Genomic DNA, 17,343 nt, shown 5'->3' on the forward strand with positions numbered 1-17,343 from the left:
CTCCGGGGGTTAAGCAAGGCGGCGCTTGTAGAGTTCGATGAGCTCCTCCATGCGGCGGTCGAGCTGTTTTGCATCCGTGGCAGCTTCGGTGACGCAGTGGCGGACGTGGTCCTCAAGGAGTTTGGCTTCGAGTCCACGCAGAGCGGAGTGAATGGCGGAGATGGTATTGAGGATCTCGGGGCAATCCCGGTTCTCTTCGATCATCCGGCCGATCCCCTGAACCTGCCCGACAATCCGGTTCACCCGGCCAAGGAGAGGCTTCGTTTCGTGGCATCCGCGCTGCATGAAAATACCTATAGGGGGTATAGGTATATTTGCAAGAGAGAATTTTGGAGATACTTGCGATCAACGACCGTGTTGCCTCGGCCACAGTTTGCGCAGCCAATCGTCCATCTCAGTGGGGGCATGATGGTACTCCACGAGATTCCTGAGCGAGACGTAGTCGGCGCAACTCATGATCTGAGGCAGCAATGCGGCGCGCTGCGGGGAATCGATCAAGTGTTCGCCGAAACCCAAAGCCGCTGCCGTTCGTACGTCCTCCCCGCCATGCTGGAGACACCAATCGCAGTAGCGCCAGATCCGCCGCAGAAGATCGATGGGAGGCGGTTGGCTCCCACATAACTTCTCGAACTCCGTATTGAGTTCGATCCACAGCATCATCGGGCCGTCCACAAACCGCGAGGCAATGATCCTCTGCAGCTCGGGCAGCCGTTCCGATGCTTCGCGACGCCAAAGGCTCATCGGCAATCGGCGCTACGATTTCTTGTCGGCCTTCACTTTCTCAAAAGCGTCGGTCACGCGTTCCACTTTTTTGGGTTCGAAGCCGGACTTCTTGATGAATTCCGTGATCTCCTCGTCCTTGATGGTGGCACCTTTCTTCTCCTCCAGGATGACGAGCTTGCGGGTGAGGTCCACGTGGACGTTCGAGACGGCGGGGTGCTTCTTGAAGTGGGTGACGAGGCCCTGCGCACAGAAGGAGCAGACCATGCCATCCACGGTGGTCTTGACGGTCATGACGCGCTCGTTCGAAGCGCGGGCGGGTCCGGCGAGGAAGAGCCAGGCGCCGAGGATGCTGAGCAGAATGTTGTGATACATGGCAGTAATAGGTTCGGTTTAGAAATGGATCATGAAGTTCAGGAGCGGCTCGCCATCGAGCGAACAGCCGAGTTCCACGAAGTAGGGTCCCTTGAAGAAGCGAAGCTTCGGGATGACATCGAGGTCGTCCTCCATCCCGCTGACGTGCTCGAGCTGGAGGATGATCCAGGTATTGAGCTGCTCGAACTCCGCCTTGTACGGGGCGACGCCGAAAGACAGGCTGGTCACGCCGCGGGAAACGTCTTCCGAGCCGATGAGTTTCGATTCGAAAGCGGTGTAGATGCGGCGGGTCTCATAGTCGGCGCGGAAGAAGCCGAGACCGGCGGGTGCGGCGGAATCACCGTCCTGCTTGGCCATGCCGGCCCCTAGGCCGAGGTAGACGTTCGCCTGGGCTTCGGGCAGGTTCCAGCGCTTGAGCAGCCAGTTGTGCTGAAGGCCGGTGTAGTAGTCGTCATCACCTTCATCCTCGAAGCGCATAGCGTGAAAACCGAAGGCGGTCTTCGAAGTGTAGGAATGGTAGATTTCGAAGTTTTGGACGGACTCAGTACCGCCGAGCATGAGCTGCCACGCTTCTTGGAAGGAAACGGGATGGGCAGCCGCAGCCCCGGCACCGAGCAGAAGGATGCAAAGGGATCTCATGGAGATGGACACAGGGATTGAGAAGAAGACGGATCAACGCGGCAGACAGCACCGACAAGGCGGCGGTGGCATGGCGCGGACAAACGGGTGACGGCCTACCAAAGCGGCCGCAGCGGGTCTTTTCTCACAGTGTCCTGCTAACCAGGAGAGCACGCCGCAGCGAAGGCGGGGCATGCCACGGGACCGAGGGCACCCAAGCGGGGCTTAGGTCCAGATCGGATTGGAGGGCCAAGGGCAGCCAAACGCTGGCCGGCTCAAAGGAAAGTTGGGATGCCGCGTGGGGCGGCGGAATCAAAGGAACGTCCGGAGACTCGCGGGGATCGTTCTTGGCGCAGGCGCAGTCGTGATCCGGCTTCTGCTTGTCGTTTTTTCCGCCGCCACAGCAGCAGTCGAAACTCTTCTCCCCCTGCTCCTGCCGCAGTTCCGCGGCGCAACAGCACAGCGGGCTGGCGACCAGAAGCGCCAGCAAGCAGGTGAAGATGGAAGCAAGACGCGACACCGGTAATGAGAGGCAAAACGCCCCGGAAGATTCCCTCCATAGCCGAAAAGCCCGTGAAAGCAAGACGAGAAGCCCTTCCGGCGCAGCCATCTCCTTGACTCCCCCGCCCTGCGCCGCCACGTTCCGCCCACCTTATGGCTGAACCTCAAACCGCCGACCTCCTGGCGCTGGATACGGACGCTCTGAAGAGCCGTCTGACCCAGCTCGGGAGGTATCTTTGACGTGCCGACCCTGGAACGGGAGATCGGCTCCCTCGAGGCCGCCATGGGCGACCCGGATTTCTGGAACAATCAGGAGAAGGCCCGCGCGACCAACACGCGCATCGCCGGACTGAAGAAACGGCTCGGCGCTTTCCAAAAGCTGAACGGTCGCTACGAGGACTTGCTCGCGGGCATCGAGCTCGCGAAGGAGTTCGACGACCACGATGCGGCGGTAGAGGCCTACCACAACGCGGCGGAGCTGGATAAGGACATCAAGTCCTTCGAGCTGCTGACGCTGCTGGATCGCCCGAACGACTCCTCCTCCTGTTACCTGGTGGTGCAGGCCGGTGCGGGTGGCACGGAGGCCTGTGACTGGGCCCAGATGCTGTGGCGCATGTATTCGCGCTGGGCGGAACGCAAGGGCTTCACCTGCGAGACGATCTACTGGGAAGACGGCGACGAGGCCGGCCTGCGCGGCGCCTCGATGAAGATCACCGGCGACTACGCCTACGGCTACCTGAAGAACGAGCGCGGGGTGCACCGGCTGGTGCGGATCTCGCCCTTCGACTCCGCGGGCAAGCGCCACACCTCCTTCTCTTCGGTGGATGCAACCCCGGAGATCAACGACGAGATCAAGATCGAGATCAACGAGAAGGACATCGAGATCACGACGATGCGCTCCGGCGGCAAGGGCGGCCAGAACGTGAACAAGGTGGAGACCGGCGTGCTGCTGCGCCACCTGCCCACCGGCATCCTGATCCGCTCCACCAACGCCCGCTCGCAAGGCGCGAACAAGGAGCTGGCCTACGAGATCCTGAAGGCAAAGCTGTTCCAGATCGAGGAAGACAAGCGCAAGGCGGAGTCCGAGCGCGCCTACGGGGAGAAGGGCGACATCGCCTGGGGCAACCAGATCCGCTCCTATGTCTTCCAGCCGTACCAGAAGGTGCTGGACCTGCGCACGGGCGAGGAGACGAACAACATCCAAGCCACCATGGACGGCGACATCGACGCCTTCATCGAAGCCAAGCTGCGCGGCAAGGTCCGCGTGAAGGGCGGCGGTGGCGACGACGATTGATCGCCCTCCCGCGGGCGGCGGCTCCAGTCCTAGACTTGCACCCTCCTCCTAAGGCGGAGGGTGCAGCCTGCCACGGAATAAGCTGGAAGCCGCGCCCTCGCATGGCCGTATCTTCCTCGCCATGCGCTCTCTCTTCGCCTCCCTTTTGTTGACCCTGGCCGCGTCCGCCGCGGACCTGAGCACGATTCCCTTCAAGACCATCACCGGCAAGGAGACCAGCCTGGCCGATTACAAGGGCAAGGTGGTGCTGGTGGTGAATACCGCCTCGAAGTGCGGCCTGACCCCGCAGTACAAGGCGCTGGAGGAGATCTACGACAAGTATCGTAGGAAGGACTTCGTGGTGCTGGCCTTCCCCTGCAACGACTTCGGCAACCAGGAGCCGGGGACCGGGAAAGAGATCAAGGAGTTCTGCAAGACCAGCTTCGACATCAGCTTCCCGCTCATGGACAAGGTCCACGTGAAGGGCCCGGAGCAGCACCCGCTCTACACCGCCCTGAGCGGCAAGGACGGAGCTTTCCCGGGCGATGTGTCTTGGAACTTCGGCAAGTTCCTGATCGGCAAGGATGGCAAGCCGATCGCCCGCTTCGAGCCGAAGACCACACCGGACAGCCCGGAGGTGACCGAGGCGATCGAGAAGGCGCTGAAGTAGCGCTCCGGGTTCGTGGGCCTAGACACCCGCCGCTTTCCCGGCCTTCTCGTAGCTGGAGAGGAGGTCGTGGAATCTTTCCCCCTGCACGGTAACATGGCTGCGCAGGCTGCCGGAAGCGGCCTCCGGATCTCCGGCTTCCAACGACCTCAGAATGAGCGCATGCTCTTCCATCGACTGCTTCATGCGTCCGCGGGCGCGCAGCTGCATGCGCCGGAAGGGCCGCAGCCGCTTCTGCAGGCGCTTCGCTTCGGTGGCTAGGAAGCTGTTTCCTGCAGCCTTGTAGATCAGTTGGTGGAACTCCTCGTTGCGGTGATAGTAGCCATCCGGGTCTTCCTTATCCAGCGCCTGCTCGCAGGCCCGCGCGGCCACCGATAGCTTGGCCAGCTCGCCCGGGGAGATCCGCCGCGCCGCCAGGCGTCCGCACAAAGCTTCCAGTTCCGCCATCACCTCGAACATCTCCACCAACTCGACAATGCCGGGGTGGCGGACAAAGGCCCCGCGCCGCGGGATGAGCTCCACCAAGCCGGAGCCCGCCAGCATCCGCAGGGCTTCCCGCAGTGGAGTACGGGAGACGCCGAAGCGCTTTGCCAAGGTGACCTCATCAAGGCGCTCCCCGTCCTCGAATTCGCCTTCCACGATCCGTTGCTCGATCGTTTCCCGGATATCATCGGCACTGCGACTCGCCATGGCGGGAGGAGACTAGCCACGAATATCGCGACCAATCCAGCCACCATTTATTTTGTATACAAAAACAGGGACACTCCTACAGATAGCCACTGTCCGCCTCCCAAAACCCGAAACCCAAAGGGCATGGCCATCTACGGAACCGCCTTGTTATCATTTTGCCTGCTCGCCGGCTTGTTGGCGGGAAAATTGCTCGGCTGGATGCTGGGCATGGACGGGAACATCGGCGGCGTGGGGATCGCGATGCTGCTGCTGGTCCTGCTGACGGACCGCCTGAAGAGAGACGGCGCGCTACCGGAACCCAGCGAGCAAGGCATCCTTTTCTGGAGCTCGATCTATATCCCGGTGATCGTGGCCATGGCGGCATCGCAGAATGTCCGTGCCGCGATCCATGGGGGGCCGGCCGCCATCCTGGCGGGTCTGCTGGCCACCCTCGCCTGCTGTGCGCTGGTGCCGGTCTATGCCCGGATCGGCCGGTCGCAAGATGACGATTCCCCCCTCCCCTGATGATCAAGTTCATCGAGCCCCTGCTGATTGAGTACTCGCTGATCACGGCTTTCGCCCTGATCGGTTTGCTGGTGTGGATCTCCTACATCCTCTCGGGGCGGTTGACCCGGGGACGGGTGCATGGTTCCGCCGTGGCGATCCTGCTCGGTCTAGGATTGGCCTATGCCGGAGGACTGGTCACCGAGGGAAAGAAGGGCCTCGCCGACATTCCGGCCTTCGCCGGCGTGGGTTTGATGGGCGGCGCCATGCTGCGCGACTTCGCGATCGTGGCGACGGCCATGGGCGTGCATCTCGGCGAGCTGCGGAAGACCGGCTCGGTCGGCGTGCTCTCACTTTTCACCGGAATTCTGGTATCCTTCATCATGGGCGGCTGCGTGGCTTGGGCCTTCGGTTTCCGCGATGCGGTCAGCATCACCACGCTGGGAGCCGGTGCAGCCACATTCATCGTCGGCCCCGTCACCGGCACCGCCTTGGGAGCCAGCTCGGAGGTCATTGCCCTGAGCATCGCGGCGGGGTTGGTGAAGTCGATCCTCGTCATGATCGGCACACCATGGGTGGCCCGCTCGATCGGGCTGAACAACCCGCGCACCGCGCTGATCTTCGGCGGGCTGATGGGAACCACCAGCGGCGTAGCCGGAGGCCTGGCCGCGACCGACCCGAAGCTGGTGCCCTATGGGGCCATGACAGCGACCTTTTACACAGGGCTGGGCTGCCTGCTCGGACCTTCCGTGATGTACTTCCTGATCCGTTCGATTGTTTGAGAGAGATGTTGGAACTTCCGCTGATAGCCCGTGCCCGCAGCTTCGAGAACCGCCACGCCCTGCGCGAGGGGGAGGTGTATCGCTCCTATGGCGAGCTGCTAGATGCTTCCGCCCGGATCGCAGCAGCACTGCTCGGCGGGAGGCGCGATCTGGAGGAAGCGCGGATTGCCTTCATGGCGCCGGCCAGCTTCGAGTATGTCGCGATCCAATGGGGTATCTGGCGCGCAGGCGGGATCGCGGTGCCTCTCTCGGTGCATGCGACGGTGCCTGAACTAGCGCATGCGCTCGGGGACTCGGATGCTTGCCTGATCCTAGTGACGAGGGCCGAGGCCGATCGTTTTGCCTCCGAAGAGAGAGCCCTATTGCTGGTGGATGATGCGCTACGCTGCGAAGCCTGCGAGCTGCCGGAGATCCGCCATGAGCGCCGCGCGATGATCCTCTACACCAGCGGCACCACGAACAAACCGAAAGGTGCTGTGAGTACCCATGCGAACCTGCAGGCACAGATCGAGGCACTTGTCGTTGCATGGGAATGGCAAGCGGACGACCGCATACCGCTTTTCCTGCCGCTGCATCACATCCACGGGATCATCAACGTGCTCGGCTGCGCCCTGTGGTCGGGTGCCTTGGTCGATGTCTTCCCGCGCTTCGATCCGGCCATGGTGCTGCCGCGGGTGGCGGCGGGAGAATACAGCCTCTTCATGGCAGTGCCGACGATCTATGCGAAGCTGGCGACGCAGCTTGAGCCGGACTCGCAGAGGGCGGTCTTGAAGGGCTTCGCCGCAATGCGGCTGATGGTCTCCGGGTCCGCGGCACTGCCGGCAAGCCTTCATCGCCGCTGGGCCGAGCTGACGAGCCAAAGTTTGCTCGAACGCTACGGCATGACCGAGACGGGAATGATCCTGTCCAATCCGCTCCATGGTGAGCGCCGCAGCGGCAGCGTGGGGCAGCCACTGCCGGGTGTGGAAGTCCGGCTGCGCAGTGAGACGGGCGAGACGATCACGACCGCGAATGAGGCGGGGGAGATCCAAGTGCGCGGACCGGCCGTCTTCTTGGAATACTGGCAGCTTCCCGAGACAAGCGCCGCCTCCTTTGAAGATGGATGGTTCCGCACCGGCGATATGGGCATCCGCGAGGATGGCTACTACCGCATCCTCGGCCGCCTGTCCGTGGACATCATCAAGAGCGGCGGCTACAAGCTCTCCGCCTTGGAGATCGAAGCCGCGCTGCTGGAACACCCGGCAATCCGCGAGTGTGCCGTGATCGGTTTGGAAGATGATACCTGGGGTGAGACCGTGGCCGTGGCGGCGGTGCTCGAAGGAGATCTCGGCTTGGAAGATCTACAGCACTGGAGCAAAGGGCGGCTTTCCTCCTACAAGCTGCCGCGGCGCTTGCTACGTGTGGAGAGCCTGCCGCGGAACGCGATGGGCAAGGTGGCGAAGAAGGAGGTCGGAAAGCTCTTTCGTTAAGTTGTCTTAGGACGGTTTCGCGTCATCACGGAAAGGATAGGAATCGTTGTGAGTATGCTTCATCCTGATTATTGTATACAATAGGATTGACCTTGAAGGCGATCTCTCCATTTTCGGACACATGACCCTCCCAAACCCAAGGTCGCTCCGTATCCTCGTGCCCTGTCTTCTGGTCACGCTGCTCTCCCCCAAGGCCTCCGCCACCACCACCGTCCTGGTGGATCTGGGCCTGACCACCGGCCATGCGCAGGGCTCGCCGACCGCGAGCCCCGATACGAACGGCGTCTACTGGAACAATGCCACCTCCACCGCCCACGGTGCACCGGTTTCCGGCGGTACGGGCTTGGCACTGAACAATCTCGTCACGACGGGTAATGCCAGCACCACGGTGAGCCTGGCCTTCACCGCCGACAACGGCGGGCCGGACGCCACCGACCAGCAATGGCTCTCCGCGGGCCGGGCGAATGGCGGACTTATCGGCAGCAACCCCGGCTTGCAGATCGATGGCATCACCATCGGTCTCCAGACGGCTACGGAAGATTACTTCTTCTCCGAGTTCGGTCCGGCGACGATCACGATCTCCGGCCTGAACCCGAACTGGGTCTATGACCTCTCGATGTTCGGCACCCGGAATACCATCGAGGTCCGGATCACCACCTACACCGTCACGGACCTCAACGGCACCCACGTGACGACCCTACAGACTTCCGGCACGGATCTGGGCGGCACCGGCTATCACGGTAACGTCTCGACCATCGCCGGTCTGGACAACCTCGTCCCCACCGGGGGCGGCACCCTGACCCTGAGCATCTCGGGGAGCGGTGCGAACCCACGCTTCGGCTATCTGGGCGTACTGGGCATTTCCGTGCCCGAACCCGGCTCCGCGCTCATGGCCGGACTCGGCGTCATCGGCCTGCTGGCCCGGCGCCGCCGCAGCTCTGCCCTGTGCTGAGCGGCCTGTCGTTTCTCCCCACCTGAACCCATCGAACCCATGTTACTTCGCAAGCTCCTTACGGGCTGGCGACCGGCGCTGCTTGCCGGTTTCGTCACCCTCTTCGCCAGTCCTCTCCATGCCCGCAGCCTGCTGGTGGACTTCGGTCCCAACAACGGCACGGACGGCAATGTCACTCCCTCCGGCACTCCGGTAATCAACCCCGGCAACGGCAGCACCGGAGTGGCCGATACCAACGGCAACTACTGGAACAACGTGGTGGGCGCCGGCAATACCGGCGGCCCGGTGGCGATGAGCTACCTGAATCTGATCGACACGGCGAACGCTCCCACCGGGATCGGCCTGACCCTCGGCCCCAGCTGGAAGTCGAACGGTCGCCTCAACGGCGGTCTGCTCAGCCCTGATCCGGTCAAGCTTGGGAACTTCGCGGTCGGCAAGGCGACAGAGGATTACTTCTTCATCGATGGTGCCAACGGGGTTTATGCCACGCTCAACATCAACAATCTCGATCCCGGCAAGCTCTACAACCTGCGGATCTTCGGCACCCGCGATGTGGCGGCGGTGAGAAAGACGACCTACACGGTTTCCGCGGGCAACGGCGTCTTCAGCACCGTGCTGCAAACTTCCGGGGGCGACCTGGAGAGCAGCACGGATGGCAACGACAGCACGATCGCTTCTCTCTCCGGCCTGCAGACCGATGCCAGCGGCCAACTCTCCCTGCGCGTGACGGCGACGGAAGGCGGCTTCGCTTATCTCGGAGTGCTGGAACTCACCGAAGGTGATGCGGTGGCGCCGATCGCTTCCAAGAAAGTGCGCGTGGACTTCGGCCGCCACGACACGACCAACGGCAACCCGACGACGAGCCCGGACAGCTTCGGCAACCACTGGAACAACTTCGGCACGGTCGCCAACGGCACCACGGTGAACAACCTGGTGAGCACCACGAACGAGCCGACCGCACTCGGCATCACGCTGACTTCCACGAACTGGCAGAACAACGGCATCCTGAACGGCGGACTCTTGGCTCCGACCCAAGCGCTGCTCGGTGATCTGGCCGTGGCGACCGCGACGCAGGATTACTTCTTCATCAACGGTGCGACCGCGACTTCCACGATGACGATCCGCGGCTTGAGCCCGACGAAGCTGTATTCGATGCGCTTCTTCGGCACTCGCAACGAGGCCGGAGTCCGACGCTCGACCTACACCGTCACCGCGGGCAACGGCATCACCGCCGGAACCCTGCAGACCAGCGGTGCGGGCATCGGCACGGACGGGGGCCCCGCCTACAACGGCAACAACCGTAGCACGGTGGCGCTCGGCGGCATCCAAGCGAACACGACCGGCGAGGTGACCCTGCAGCTCGCGGTGGCCCAAGGCGACTTCGCCTACCTCGGAATCCTGGAGATCGTGGAAGGCGCCACGGTTCCGGCCTTGCCTCCGGTGGCGATCAACAACGAGATCGACCGCTGGACCTACCAAGACAGCGTGGATCCGATTGCCCCCGGTGGCGTGCTCTTCGTCGGCAGCTCGAGCATCCGGCGCTGGGAGAATCTGGCGAAGGACTTCTCGGACTACCGCATTGTTCAACGTGGATTCGGTGGCTCGCAGTTCTCGGATCTGAATCCGATCGTGCACCGCATCGTGACGCCGTACCAGCCCTCGGCGATCGTCGTCTTCGAAGGAACCAATGACATCCGCGTGGGCAACAAGACCGGCGAGCAGGTGTTCGCCGACTTCCAGACCTTCATCAACTTGGTGCGGGCAAGCCAACCGAACGTGCCGATCTGCTACATCGGCATCACGCCGGTCCCGTCCTTCTTCAACAATCCGGACCACGATCCGCGCCGCCGCACCGCGAACACGCTGATCAAGAACTACTGCAATTCGGATCCGAACCTGAAGCTGCACTTCCTGAACACGAACGAGCTGCTGGATACCCTGCACGACACGAATCCGACGGAGTGGAACACCTATTTCGTGGATGACACCCACATAAACCGCAAGGGCTACGATCACTTCACTTCGGTGATCCGTCCGGCGCTCCAAGCGGTGATCGCCCCTAACAAGACCTACACGGCGAATCCGAACGCACTCGTGGCGGGCGAGAAGCTGTTCTTCGACTTCGGCCCGAGCGATGTGACCACGGGTGATCCGACCACCGGCGCCGATGCCAACGGCAACCACTGGAACAACTGGTACCTGACCAACGGCGGCATCACCATCAATGCCGGCGAGCACCTGGGGAACCTGGTCCGCAGCACCGGCACGAACACCGGCATGCGCATGGTCATGACCGGCGGCTTCCTCTGCAACGGCAAGGCGACCTTCGGCGGACTCTTCGCCCCGCAGGCATCGCTGCTCGGCGAGCTAGCGGTGGAGACGGCGACGGAGGACTTCTTCTACTCCACGGCGAACGATATCTACGATGCGACTAGCGACGACGTGCCCGGTGGCTTCATGCTCTCGGGCCTGAATCCGGAGCTGAGCTACGAGTTCCGTTTCTTCGGCGCGCGCAGCAATGCCGAGATGCGCACCACGAAGTACGATGTCTTCGGAGCCAACCAAGGCACGGCAAACCTCACCACCAGCGGCACGGGAATCGGTAGCACGGGCGGTGACAACAACGACGACGAAGTGGCCGTGATCAGCGGCATCCGCCCGGATGCCTTCGGCCAGGCCTTCGTGGACATCACGCTGGTGCAGGGCAGCTTCGCCTACATCAGCGCGATGCAGATCACGGCATCCACGGTGACGCCGCCGCTGACTCCCTACCAGAGCTGGCGCTCCGAAAACTTCAGCGCCGGGGAGCTGGCCGACGCGGAACTGGAAGCAAGCCTGTGGGGCAGCGAGGCCGATCCCGACGGTGACGGTCGTTCAAACCTGCTCGAATACGCGGCGGGCACCGACCCGCGCGAGAACGATGCCGATAGCACCAGCTTCGCGATGGAGACGGTGGAAGAGGACGAGTTCATCACCCTGACCTATCGAAAGAACCTCGCCGCCTCCGACCTGGACTTCCAGGTGCAGAAGGGTGACGACCTCTCCGAGTGGGATGACGTGACCGACGCGCTGGTTTCGAGCGAAGGCGGCATCGAGGTCCGCAAGGCCACGGTGGCCAAGGAAGGCACCCGCCTCTGGCTGCGACTGAAGGTGGCCGAACTGCCCTGATCCGCCAAGGGAGTTTCACCGGATCGGGTTTCCGGGCCCCATCTACGATGAGAATCGTAGGTGGGGTTTTTCTTTTACCACTGGAAAGTGGCGCGGACGGGGAAGTGATCGGAGGGATAGTGGCCATCCTTGGAACTCCTCACGATCATTGATTCCAGTCCTTTCAGGTCCGGGGTGGCGTAGATGAAGTCGATGCGCGAGCGGTCGGTCACGCCGGTGAACTCGTGGAAAGTTCCCGACTCCTCCAAAGGAATCGTGGGATTGAGGGTCTTCCAAACATCGCTCAGACCAGCGGCCTTGATCGTGGCGTGAAGAGGATCCTCATCGGTGGCATTGAAGTCGCCGGTGAGAAGGACGGGGCCGGCGGGTTGCCGTGCGGCGATGCGCGAGAGGATTAGTTCGGTGCCCTTTTGACGCGCGAGCTCGGAGGCGTGATCGAGATGGGTATTGAAGAAGTGGAAGGTCTTCTTGGTCTCGCGGTCGTAGAGTTTCGCCCAAGTGCAGATGCGGGTCACCGTATTGCCCCAGGTGCAGGAGTTGCAGATCGTGGGCGTATCCGAGAGCCAGAAAGTACCGGACTCCTGCACACGGAAGCGGTCCGCCTTCACGAGGATCGCGGCGTACTCGCCTTGGTCGATGCCGTCCTCACGGCCGACGCCGATCACGGCATAGCCGGGCAAGCGATCGGCCAGGTCATTCATCATGGGCGGGAGGCCTTCCTGGATGCCGACGATGTCCGCGGCGTCGTTCTTGATCAACTCGGCGGCCTGATCGCGCCGCTCTGTCCACGCACGCTCGCCCTTATCGCCAGAGGTGATGTAGCGCAGATTGTAGCAGAGCACCCGCAGAGGTTCCGCTTGGACCAGGCCGCTCGCCAATACCGCCGCCGCAAGGGTAGCCAAGGACTTCTTCATCATGGCCGCAGCTTGGAAAAGCGCGGGTGGCGGCGTCGAACCGAAACTTCCGTATTGCCCGGGGCGGTGCGGATCCCCGAGCTTGCGAGCATGCGCGTTCTTCTCGCCCTGCCCTTGATCGCGGCCGCCACCGCCGAGCCGCTGAGCTATGAGTGCAAGCTCTCGAAGGAATCGCCAGTGGTGGATGGCAATCTCTCCGACGAAGCATGGAAGGCCGCCGCTTGGACCGGTGACTTTATCGACATCCGCGGCAAGGATCATCCCGCGCCGCGTTTCCGCACTCGGGCCAAGATGCTGTGGACGACGGAGGGCCTCCACGTCTGCGCGGAGATGGCGGAGCCCCATGTGTGGGGCACGCTCACGGAGAAGAACGCGATCATCTTCCACGACAACGATTTCGAGATCTTTCTGGATCCGGACGGCGACACGCTCAACTACTACGAGTTCGAGATCAACGCGCTGGGCACCATCTGGGAGCTGACGCTGGACAAGCCCTACGCGAAGGGCGGCACGGCCGTGCACGGCACCAACCTCCCAAGCTTGAAGAGCGCGGTAAAGATCCAAGGCACGCTCAACGATCCCGGCGACACGGACACGGGCTGGACGGTGGAGGTCTTCCTACCGTGGAAGGACCTCGCGAAGCACCAGGGGAACGTGACCTCGCCACCAAAGGCCGGAGATACCTGGCGGATCAACTTCTCCCGCGTGGAGTGGAAGCATAAGATCAAGGACGGCAAGTATGTCCGCGTGCCGGAGCACGGCGTGAAGATCCCCGAGGGCGAGCATCCGGAGGACAATTGGGTTTGGAGCCCGCAAGGCGAGATCGCGATGCACATCCCCGAGATGTGGGGGAGGCTGCAGTTCGTTGAGTGAGAAGGAGCCCATCCGCGTCTTTGGAAACGTCTTACCTGCAAATGCCAAGACTTTCCGGTGCCGGTGCTGGCAACCGGCCCGGAAAGTTCTAGGTTTGAAGCCAATTCCCGATCCTTACTTGGCCGGAGGCATGATCACGGTATCGATCACATGGATCACACCGTTGCTGGCCTCGATATCTGCTTTGGTTACTTTTGCACTGCCGTTTAGCGTCAGTGTGTCTCCCTTCACGGACAACATGATGTCCTTTTTATTGACCGCGGTGGCCTTAGTAAGCTTCACCGCATCCGTGGATGGGACCTTACCAGCGACCACGTGATAGGTGAGCAGATCCGCCAGCTTCGCCTTGTTCTCCGGCTTCAGCAGATCCTCAACGGTGCCCGCGGGCAGTTTCTTGAACGCTTCGTCCGTGGGCGCGAAGACTGTGAAAGGGCCCGTGCCTTTCAATGTTTCGACCAGATCAGCCGCTTTAACGGCGGCGACCAAGGTCTTGAAACTGCCCGCCGCGACGGCGGTATCGACGATGTCTTTCTTCTCTTGGGCCGTGGCGATGCCGCCGGCGACAAGGAAGACCAATGCTGACTGTAGGAGTTTCTTCATGGTAACTTTCGTTTGGTTGGGATTGCGAACGCCTGGGCGATGCGCTCAACCAAGAGGTTCGATGGACGTGACCAACCGGATTCAACTATCCGACGAATTTTCCCTGTCCCCCCGCGAATGACAGCTTAGCGCTTGGCGATTGCCGCCACGACTTCCTGCTTTGAGCGAACCACCCCGCCGGGCTTTTCCCGTGTGACGACGAAGGCGGCAGGCGCGTGCACCGGCAACTTGGCATCGATGGAAATGATGGTCGGGCCCGACGATGATCGGATATCGAATACTCCTCCGTCCACTGGCAGTTCGTCCCGCGAGGGATCCACGATCCAGAGTTGATACTGGCTCTCCAGCGGATTGTTGGAGGGGAGATGTGACAGCGTCAGATAGCCCTCTTGGCGCGAATCGCTCCAAACGACCTCGCCCTGCACGTCCGCGAATGCTCCTTCGGTACCATTGAAATCGAGGCGCAGGACCAGCTTTCCCTCCCGCAATAAGGCCTCTCGGTTTTCCGCTGCCGTCGGCCGCTTCGGCGGGTTCTCATTCTGTCGAAGGATCAGGAGACCGAGTAAGCAGGCCGCGAGCGCCCATCCCATCCATGTGCCAAAACGATTCCGCGGCCGCGTCTTGGATTCTACTTTCAGGCCCGTGGCCACGACCTCCGATAGATCTAGCACGGGCGAGTTTGCCGACAACTCGCCGACCAAGCGGTCGAACAGTGGATCGGCGCCACAGCCCAGCGAGGCTGACAGCGCCTCCCACTCCGCCGTTTCCGCTGCGTCGAGATCACCCAGCGCGCGACCGGAATCCAGCTCTTCAAAACGCGCTTCTTTCTCTTCCCGCGTCATCTCACACCTCCTTCCCAAGTCATGGCGGGTAATCTCCGCTTGAGCAAGGCCCGGGCTTCGATCAAACCGCGGCGTAGCCCTGTTTTCACACTACCGAGCGGCAGCCCGGTCTCGGCGGCGATCTCAGTGTGGGACATGCCACGATCGAAGTGCAGATGGAAGAGCCGCCGGGTTTCCTCGGACAAGGTTTCCAGAGCTTGGCGCAGGATCTCCCCGTCCAGCATCCTCCCCGGCGCTTCCGCCTCCGCCGGGATGTCGGCTTCTCCCAGTAACGGTGCGAGTTCAGGCAAGCGTGTTCGTTTCCGGATCCAATCGACCGTGCGCCGCCGAGCGATCATCGCGATGTAGCCGCGTTCGCTCGAAAGACCCGGCTCATGTTTGGAGGATACCCTCCAGATTTCCGTGAAAATCTCCTGAATCAGGTCCTCCGCCGCTCCATGGTCCTCGATCTGACGCCGCACGATCCCGCCCACCAATGGCCCATGAAGCGCCATGCAGCGGCGCATGGCGTCATCGTCACCTCCGGCTATCCGGGGGAGCAGGGCTTCCGAGCCATCGCTGGAGGAGGGGTCCGACACTATCACCATTCCAACTAGATCATCCTTGGGCCCATGCAACCGAAGTTCCCTGAAACAGGGGGGGAACTTTGCAAGCCCGCGCCGGATACGCCCCGGGAGCCCCGGAGGTATCCCGAGCAAGCAGGGGCTCGGCGCGAGGAATAGAAACGCGGCGTCCCGATCCCGAGAGCATGGCTGGGTCTCCATGAATTGACATTTCAGCCGACAACTTTGCGAGTTAGTTCGCTCGATACGCTCCCCCGGATTCAGAAAAGCTCTCAAGTAGCAGGCTGATTTTCCACCCGCCACCGGCTACGATCACGTGGTAGAAATGAGCATGTTGAAGCGGCTCGCGCTCGTTTGTTTCGCCGGAGTTCTCTCCACCTCGGGTGGGGAGCGCGGAATCTGGCTGTGCGTCGGGCCGGAGTCGCTGGTGAATGAGACCGCGCCGCTGTGCGAATTGCGGTCGGCGCAAGGCTGGAAAGTGGAGCGTTCCTCGATGCCGCTGGCGGAGGGAATCGCAGCGCTACCTACCAAGCCGGCGGCAATCCTGATTCTGGCTGATGACGATTCTCCCGGTATCGAGGCCGCACGGCTGCCTTATCACGGCTGGCTGGCGAAGCATCCGAAGGAGTTCGCGAGTGATTCCATGTTCGGCGACTTGGATCACGATGGCGTCCCGGATGTGCCGGTGGGACGTATCCCGGCCCACAATCCAGAGGAGCTGGCGGCAGTGATCCGCAAGATCCTGGCATGGGAGGCCCGCACTCCTTCACCGGAGGATCTAAGCATCCCGGTATGGGCAGGCGATCCGGGCTTCGGGAGGATCGGGGATGTGATGGCACAGGTATCGCTGCCTTTCTTCATGCAACGGCTGCGCCACGAGGCGCCGCCATGGGCGGGCTTCTGGCTGATGCACTCCGAGCCGCGCAGCCCCTTTTGCGGTTGGGTGAGGGATAGCGCCGCGACCTTCAATCAACGGATCGGGCAAGGAGGACTGCTAAGCGCGATGATCGGCCACGGGCGCAATGACTCGTGGTGGATCACCACCCTGCCGTCCGGGCCGCTGCGCTACCGCGCGGAGGATGCACGTAGCATGATGGGAGCGACGCCAGCTCCACCGCATCTGGTCTTCGCCTGTCGCTGCGGAGCCTTCGCCGACCCGGAGAAAGCCTGTCTGGGAGAGGAGATGCTTTTCGCCCCCGGCGGCCCGGTGGCCTGTATCGCCGCCTCCGTGGATTCCCACCCGATCACGAACTACTATGGATCCACGAGTTTGCTGGCCTGCCTGAGGGACGAGCCGGCCGACACCTTGGGACAGCTCTGGGTGGAATCCATCCGGCATGCGCATTCACGCCGGGAGCTGACGAAGGAACTCCTGGTCTCTGCGCTAGAGCCCTTCGTGATCGGGACGCGGAATCCGGTGAGGGATCTGAAGGCAGATCATCTTCTGATCTATAACCTGCTGGGAGATCCGGCGACGCAGCTCTTCCTGCCACGGCCGCTGCGGGCACAAGTTCTCAAAGTGGAGGAAGGGTGGCGCTGGACGGTGGAGAAACCCGAAGGTCTTCCGGCAGGGGCGAAGCTACTGGTCCAGCAACGTGTGCCGCTCCCGAACTTCCGCTTGGGCCAGCCCTCTCCGGAAGCGGCAGGGGCGATGCAGGTATTCCGGGAAGCGAATGCAACACTGGACTTCCGGACGCTGCGGGAACTCGACTCTTCTCAAGAATAGAGCGAATCGATCCCGAACGCGGGGACCCTGCGGCTGTGTCTTCTGCTCAGGAACGAGATGCAGGTCTTTGCCCGCGACCTCAAGACTCCGTAGCCCACTTAGCATCTCTTTAGTAATTACAAAGAGA

General features: G+C 62.3%; 19 protein-coding genes. 9 read left to right on the forward strand and 10 right to left on the reverse strand.

Annotation, left to right across the window (positions count from 1 at the left end; genetic code table 11):
- Positions 1–9: 9 nt before the first annotated feature.
- The 5 genes from OJ996_RS06615 to OJ996_RS06635 form a co-directional block, all read right to left on the reverse strand.
- A complete protein-coding gene (locus OJ996_RS06615; protein ID WP_264512489.1) occupies positions 10–285 on the reverse strand; it encodes a metal-sensitive transcriptional regulator in 276 nt (91 codons plus the stop codon).
- Between the two features lie 60 nt (positions 286–345).
- A complete protein-coding gene (locus tag OJ996_RS06620; protein ID WP_264512491.1) occupies positions 346–741 on the reverse strand; it encodes a hypothetical protein in 396 nt (131 codons plus the stop codon).
- A gap of 12 nt (positions 742–753) precedes the next feature.
- Entirely contained in the window at positions 754–1,095 is a 342-nt protein-coding gene (locus OJ996_RS06625) for a heavy-metal-associated domain-containing protein (protein ID WP_264512493.1), read from the reverse strand.
- Between the two features lie 18 nt (positions 1,096–1,113).
- A complete protein-coding gene (locus OJ996_RS06630) occupies positions 1,114–1,734 on the reverse strand; it encodes a hypothetical protein (RefSeq protein ID WP_264512495.1) in 621 nt (206 codons plus the stop codon).
- A gap of 124 nt (positions 1,735–1,858) precedes the next feature.
- Positions 1,859–2,233 (reverse strand): hypothetical protein, encoded by a 375-nt coding sequence (locus OJ996_RS06635; RefSeq protein ID WP_264512497.1) that lies wholly within the window; start codon positions 2,231–2,233, stop codon positions 1,859–1,861.
- A gap of 134 nt (positions 2,234–2,367) precedes the next feature.
- On the opposite strand from OJ996_RS06635, the gene prfB reads away from it, so the two are divergent.
- Both prfB and OJ996_RS06645 read left to right on the forward strand, forming a co-directional pair.
- Positions 2,368–3,508, forward strand: a protein-coding gene (prfB, locus tag OJ996_RS06640) for a peptide chain release factor 2 (protein WP_264512499.1) whose coding sequence is annotated in 2 segments (ribosomal slippage) — positions 2,368–2,445 and positions 2,447–3,508 — 1,140 coding nt in all. Because the reading frame shifts where the segments join, the coding sequence is not laid out codon by codon here.
- Between the two features lie 121 nt (positions 3,509–3,629).
- Positions 3,630–4,157 (forward strand): glutathione peroxidase, encoded by a 528-nt coding sequence (locus OJ996_RS06645; protein WP_264512501.1) that lies wholly within the window; start codon positions 3,630–3,632, stop codon positions 4,155–4,157.
- 18 nt (positions 4,158–4,175) lie between these two features.
- On the opposite strand, the gene OJ996_RS06650 is transcribed toward OJ996_RS06645, so the two are convergent.
- Positions 4,176–4,844, reverse strand: coding sequence for a GntR family transcriptional regulator (locus tag OJ996_RS06650; RefSeq protein ID WP_264512503.1), 669 nt, complete (start codon positions 4,842–4,844; stop codon positions 4,176–4,178).
- Between the two features lie 123 nt (positions 4,845–4,967).
- Here OJ996_RS06650 and madL point away from each other — a divergent pair, with 123 nt between their 5' ends.
- The 5 genes from madL to OJ996_RS06675 all read left to right on the forward strand — a co-directional run bounded on the left by madL (position 4,968) and on the right by OJ996_RS06675 (position 11,698).
- A complete protein-coding gene (gene madL / locus OJ996_RS06655; RefSeq protein WP_264512505.1) occupies positions 4,968–5,348 on the forward strand; it encodes a malonate transporter subunit MadL in 381 nt (126 codons plus the stop codon).
- Entirely contained in the window at positions 5,348–6,109 is a 762-nt protein-coding gene (madM, locus tag OJ996_RS06660; RefSeq protein ID WP_264512507.1) for a malonate transporter subunit MadM, read from the forward strand. Before madL ends, madM begins: the two co-directional genes overlap by 1 nt.
- 5 nt (positions 6,110–6,114) lie before the next feature.
- Positions 6,115–7,578, forward strand: coding sequence for an acyl-CoA synthetase (locus tag OJ996_RS06665; RefSeq protein ID WP_264512509.1), 1,464 nt, complete (start codon positions 6,115–6,117; stop codon positions 7,576–7,578).
- 157 nt (positions 7,579–7,735) lie between these two features.
- Entirely contained in the window at positions 7,736–8,530 is a 795-nt protein-coding gene (locus OJ996_RS06670; RefSeq protein WP_264512511.1) for a PEP-CTERM sorting domain-containing protein, read from the forward strand.
- A gap of 39 nt (positions 8,531–8,569) precedes the next feature.
- Positions 8,570–11,698 carry a GDSL-type esterase/lipase family protein gene (locus tag OJ996_RS06675; protein ID WP_264512513.1) on the forward strand — a complete coding sequence of 1,043 codons (3,129 nt, stop codon included), beginning with the start codon at positions 8,570–8,572 and terminating at the stop codon, positions 11,696–11,698.
- A 74-nt stretch (positions 11,699–11,772) separates the two neighbouring features.
- Here OJ996_RS06675 and OJ996_RS06680 read toward each other — a convergent pair whose 3' ends face one another.
- Positions 11,773–12,615: an endonuclease/exonuclease/phosphatase family protein gene (locus OJ996_RS06680; RefSeq protein WP_264512515.1), complete on the reverse strand. Its 843-nt coding sequence runs from the start codon at positions 12,613–12,615 to the stop codon at positions 11,773–11,775.
- 87 nt (positions 12,616–12,702) lie between these two features.
- Here OJ996_RS06680 and OJ996_RS06685 point away from each other — a divergent pair, with 87 nt between their 5' ends.
- A complete protein-coding gene (locus OJ996_RS06685) occupies positions 12,703–13,485 on the forward strand; it encodes a carbohydrate-binding family 9-like protein (protein WP_264512517.1) in 783 nt (260 codons plus the stop codon).
- A gap of 114 nt (positions 13,486–13,599) precedes the next feature.
- Here OJ996_RS06685 and OJ996_RS06690 read toward each other — a convergent pair whose 3' ends face one another.
- From OJ996_RS06690 to OJ996_RS06700, 3 genes are all read right to left on the reverse strand, one after another.
- On the reverse strand, positions 13,600–14,085 hold the full coding sequence (locus OJ996_RS06690) for a fasciclin domain-containing protein (protein WP_264512518.1): 486 nt from the start codon (positions 14,083–14,085) through the stop codon (positions 13,600–13,602).
- 125 nt (positions 14,086–14,210) lie between these two features.
- Positions 14,211–14,927 carry an anti-sigma factor gene (locus OJ996_RS06695; RefSeq protein WP_264512520.1) on the reverse strand — a complete coding sequence of 239 codons (717 nt, stop codon included), beginning with the start codon at positions 14,925–14,927 and terminating at the stop codon, positions 14,211–14,213.
- On the reverse strand, positions 14,924–15,505 hold the full coding sequence (locus OJ996_RS06700; protein WP_264512522.1) for an RNA polymerase sigma factor: 582 nt from the start codon (positions 15,503–15,505) through the stop codon (positions 14,924–14,926). Before OJ996_RS06700 ends, OJ996_RS06695 begins: the two co-directional genes overlap by 4 nt.
- A gap of 310 nt (positions 15,506–15,815) precedes the next feature.
- Between OJ996_RS06700 and OJ996_RS06705 the strand changes: the two genes are divergently transcribed.
- Positions 15,816–17,216, forward strand: coding sequence for a C25 family cysteine peptidase (locus OJ996_RS06705; RefSeq protein WP_264512524.1), 1,401 nt, complete (start codon positions 15,816–15,818; stop codon positions 17,214–17,216).
- Positions 17,217–17,343: the final 127 nt, after the last annotated feature.

The organism is Luteolibacter rhizosphaerae (assembly GCF_025950095.1).
GTDB lineage: Bacteria > Verrucomicrobiota > Verrucomicrobiia > Verrucomicrobiales > Akkermansiaceae > Haloferula > Haloferula rhizosphaerae.

Bases quoted from the DNA above. Each gene is read 5' to 3' on its own strand.
- OJ996_RS06685 (WP_264512517.1), top strand. From the start codon at position 12,703: ATGCGCGTTCTTCTCGCCCTGCCCTTGATCGCGGCCGCCACCGCCGAG.
- OJ996_RS06675 (WP_264512513.1), top strand. From the start codon at position 8,570: ATGTTACTTCGCAAGCTCCTTACGGGCTGGCGACCGGCGCTGCTTGCC.
- OJ996_RS06645 (WP_264512501.1), top strand. From the start codon at position 3,630: ATGCGCTCTCTCTTCGCCTCCCTTTTGTTGACCCTGGCCGCGTCCGCC.
- OJ996_RS06705 (WP_264512524.1), top strand. From the start codon at position 15,816: ATGAGCATGTTGAAGCGGCTCGCGCTCGTTTGTTTCGCCGGAGTTCTC.
- OJ996_RS06625 (WP_264512493.1), bottom strand. From the start codon at position 1,095: ATGTATCACAACATTCTGCTCAGCATCCTCGGCGCCTGGCTCTTCCTC.
- madL (WP_264512505.1), top strand. From the start codon at position 4,968: ATGGCCATCTACGGAACCGCCTTGTTATCATTTTGCCTGCTCGCCGGC.
- OJ996_RS06665 (WP_264512509.1), top strand. From the start codon at position 6,115: ATGTTGGAACTTCCGCTGATAGCCCGTGCCCGCAGCTTCGAGAACCGC.
- madM (WP_264512507.1), top strand. From the start codon at position 5,348: ATGATCAAGTTCATCGAGCCCCTGCTGATTGAGTACTCGCTGATCACG.
- OJ996_RS06650 (WP_264512503.1), bottom strand. From the start codon at position 4,844: ATGGCGAGTCGCAGTGCCGATGATATCCGGGAAACGATCGAGCAACGG.
- OJ996_RS06615 (WP_264512489.1), bottom strand. From the start codon at position 285: ATGCAGCGCGGATGCCACGAAACGAAGCCTCTCCTTGGCCGGGTGAAC.
- OJ996_RS06630 (WP_264512495.1), bottom strand. From the start codon at position 1,734: ATGAGATCCCTTTGCATCCTTCTGCTCGGTGCCGGGGCTGCGGCTGCC.
- OJ996_RS06695 (WP_264512520.1), bottom strand. From the start codon at position 14,927: ATGACGCGGGAAGAGAAAGAAGCGCGTTTTGAAGAGCTGGATTCCGGT.
- OJ996_RS06690 (WP_264512518.1), bottom strand. From the start codon at position 14,085: ATGAAGAAACTCCTACAGTCAGCATTGGTCTTCCTTGTCGCCGGCGGC.
- OJ996_RS06620 (WP_264512491.1), bottom strand. From the start codon at position 741: ATGAGCCTTTGGCGTCGCGAAGCATCGGAACGGCTGCCCGAGCTGCAG.
- OJ996_RS06680 (WP_264512515.1), bottom strand. From the start codon at position 12,615: ATGATGAAGAAGTCCTTGGCTACCCTTGCGGCGGCGGTATTGGCGAGC.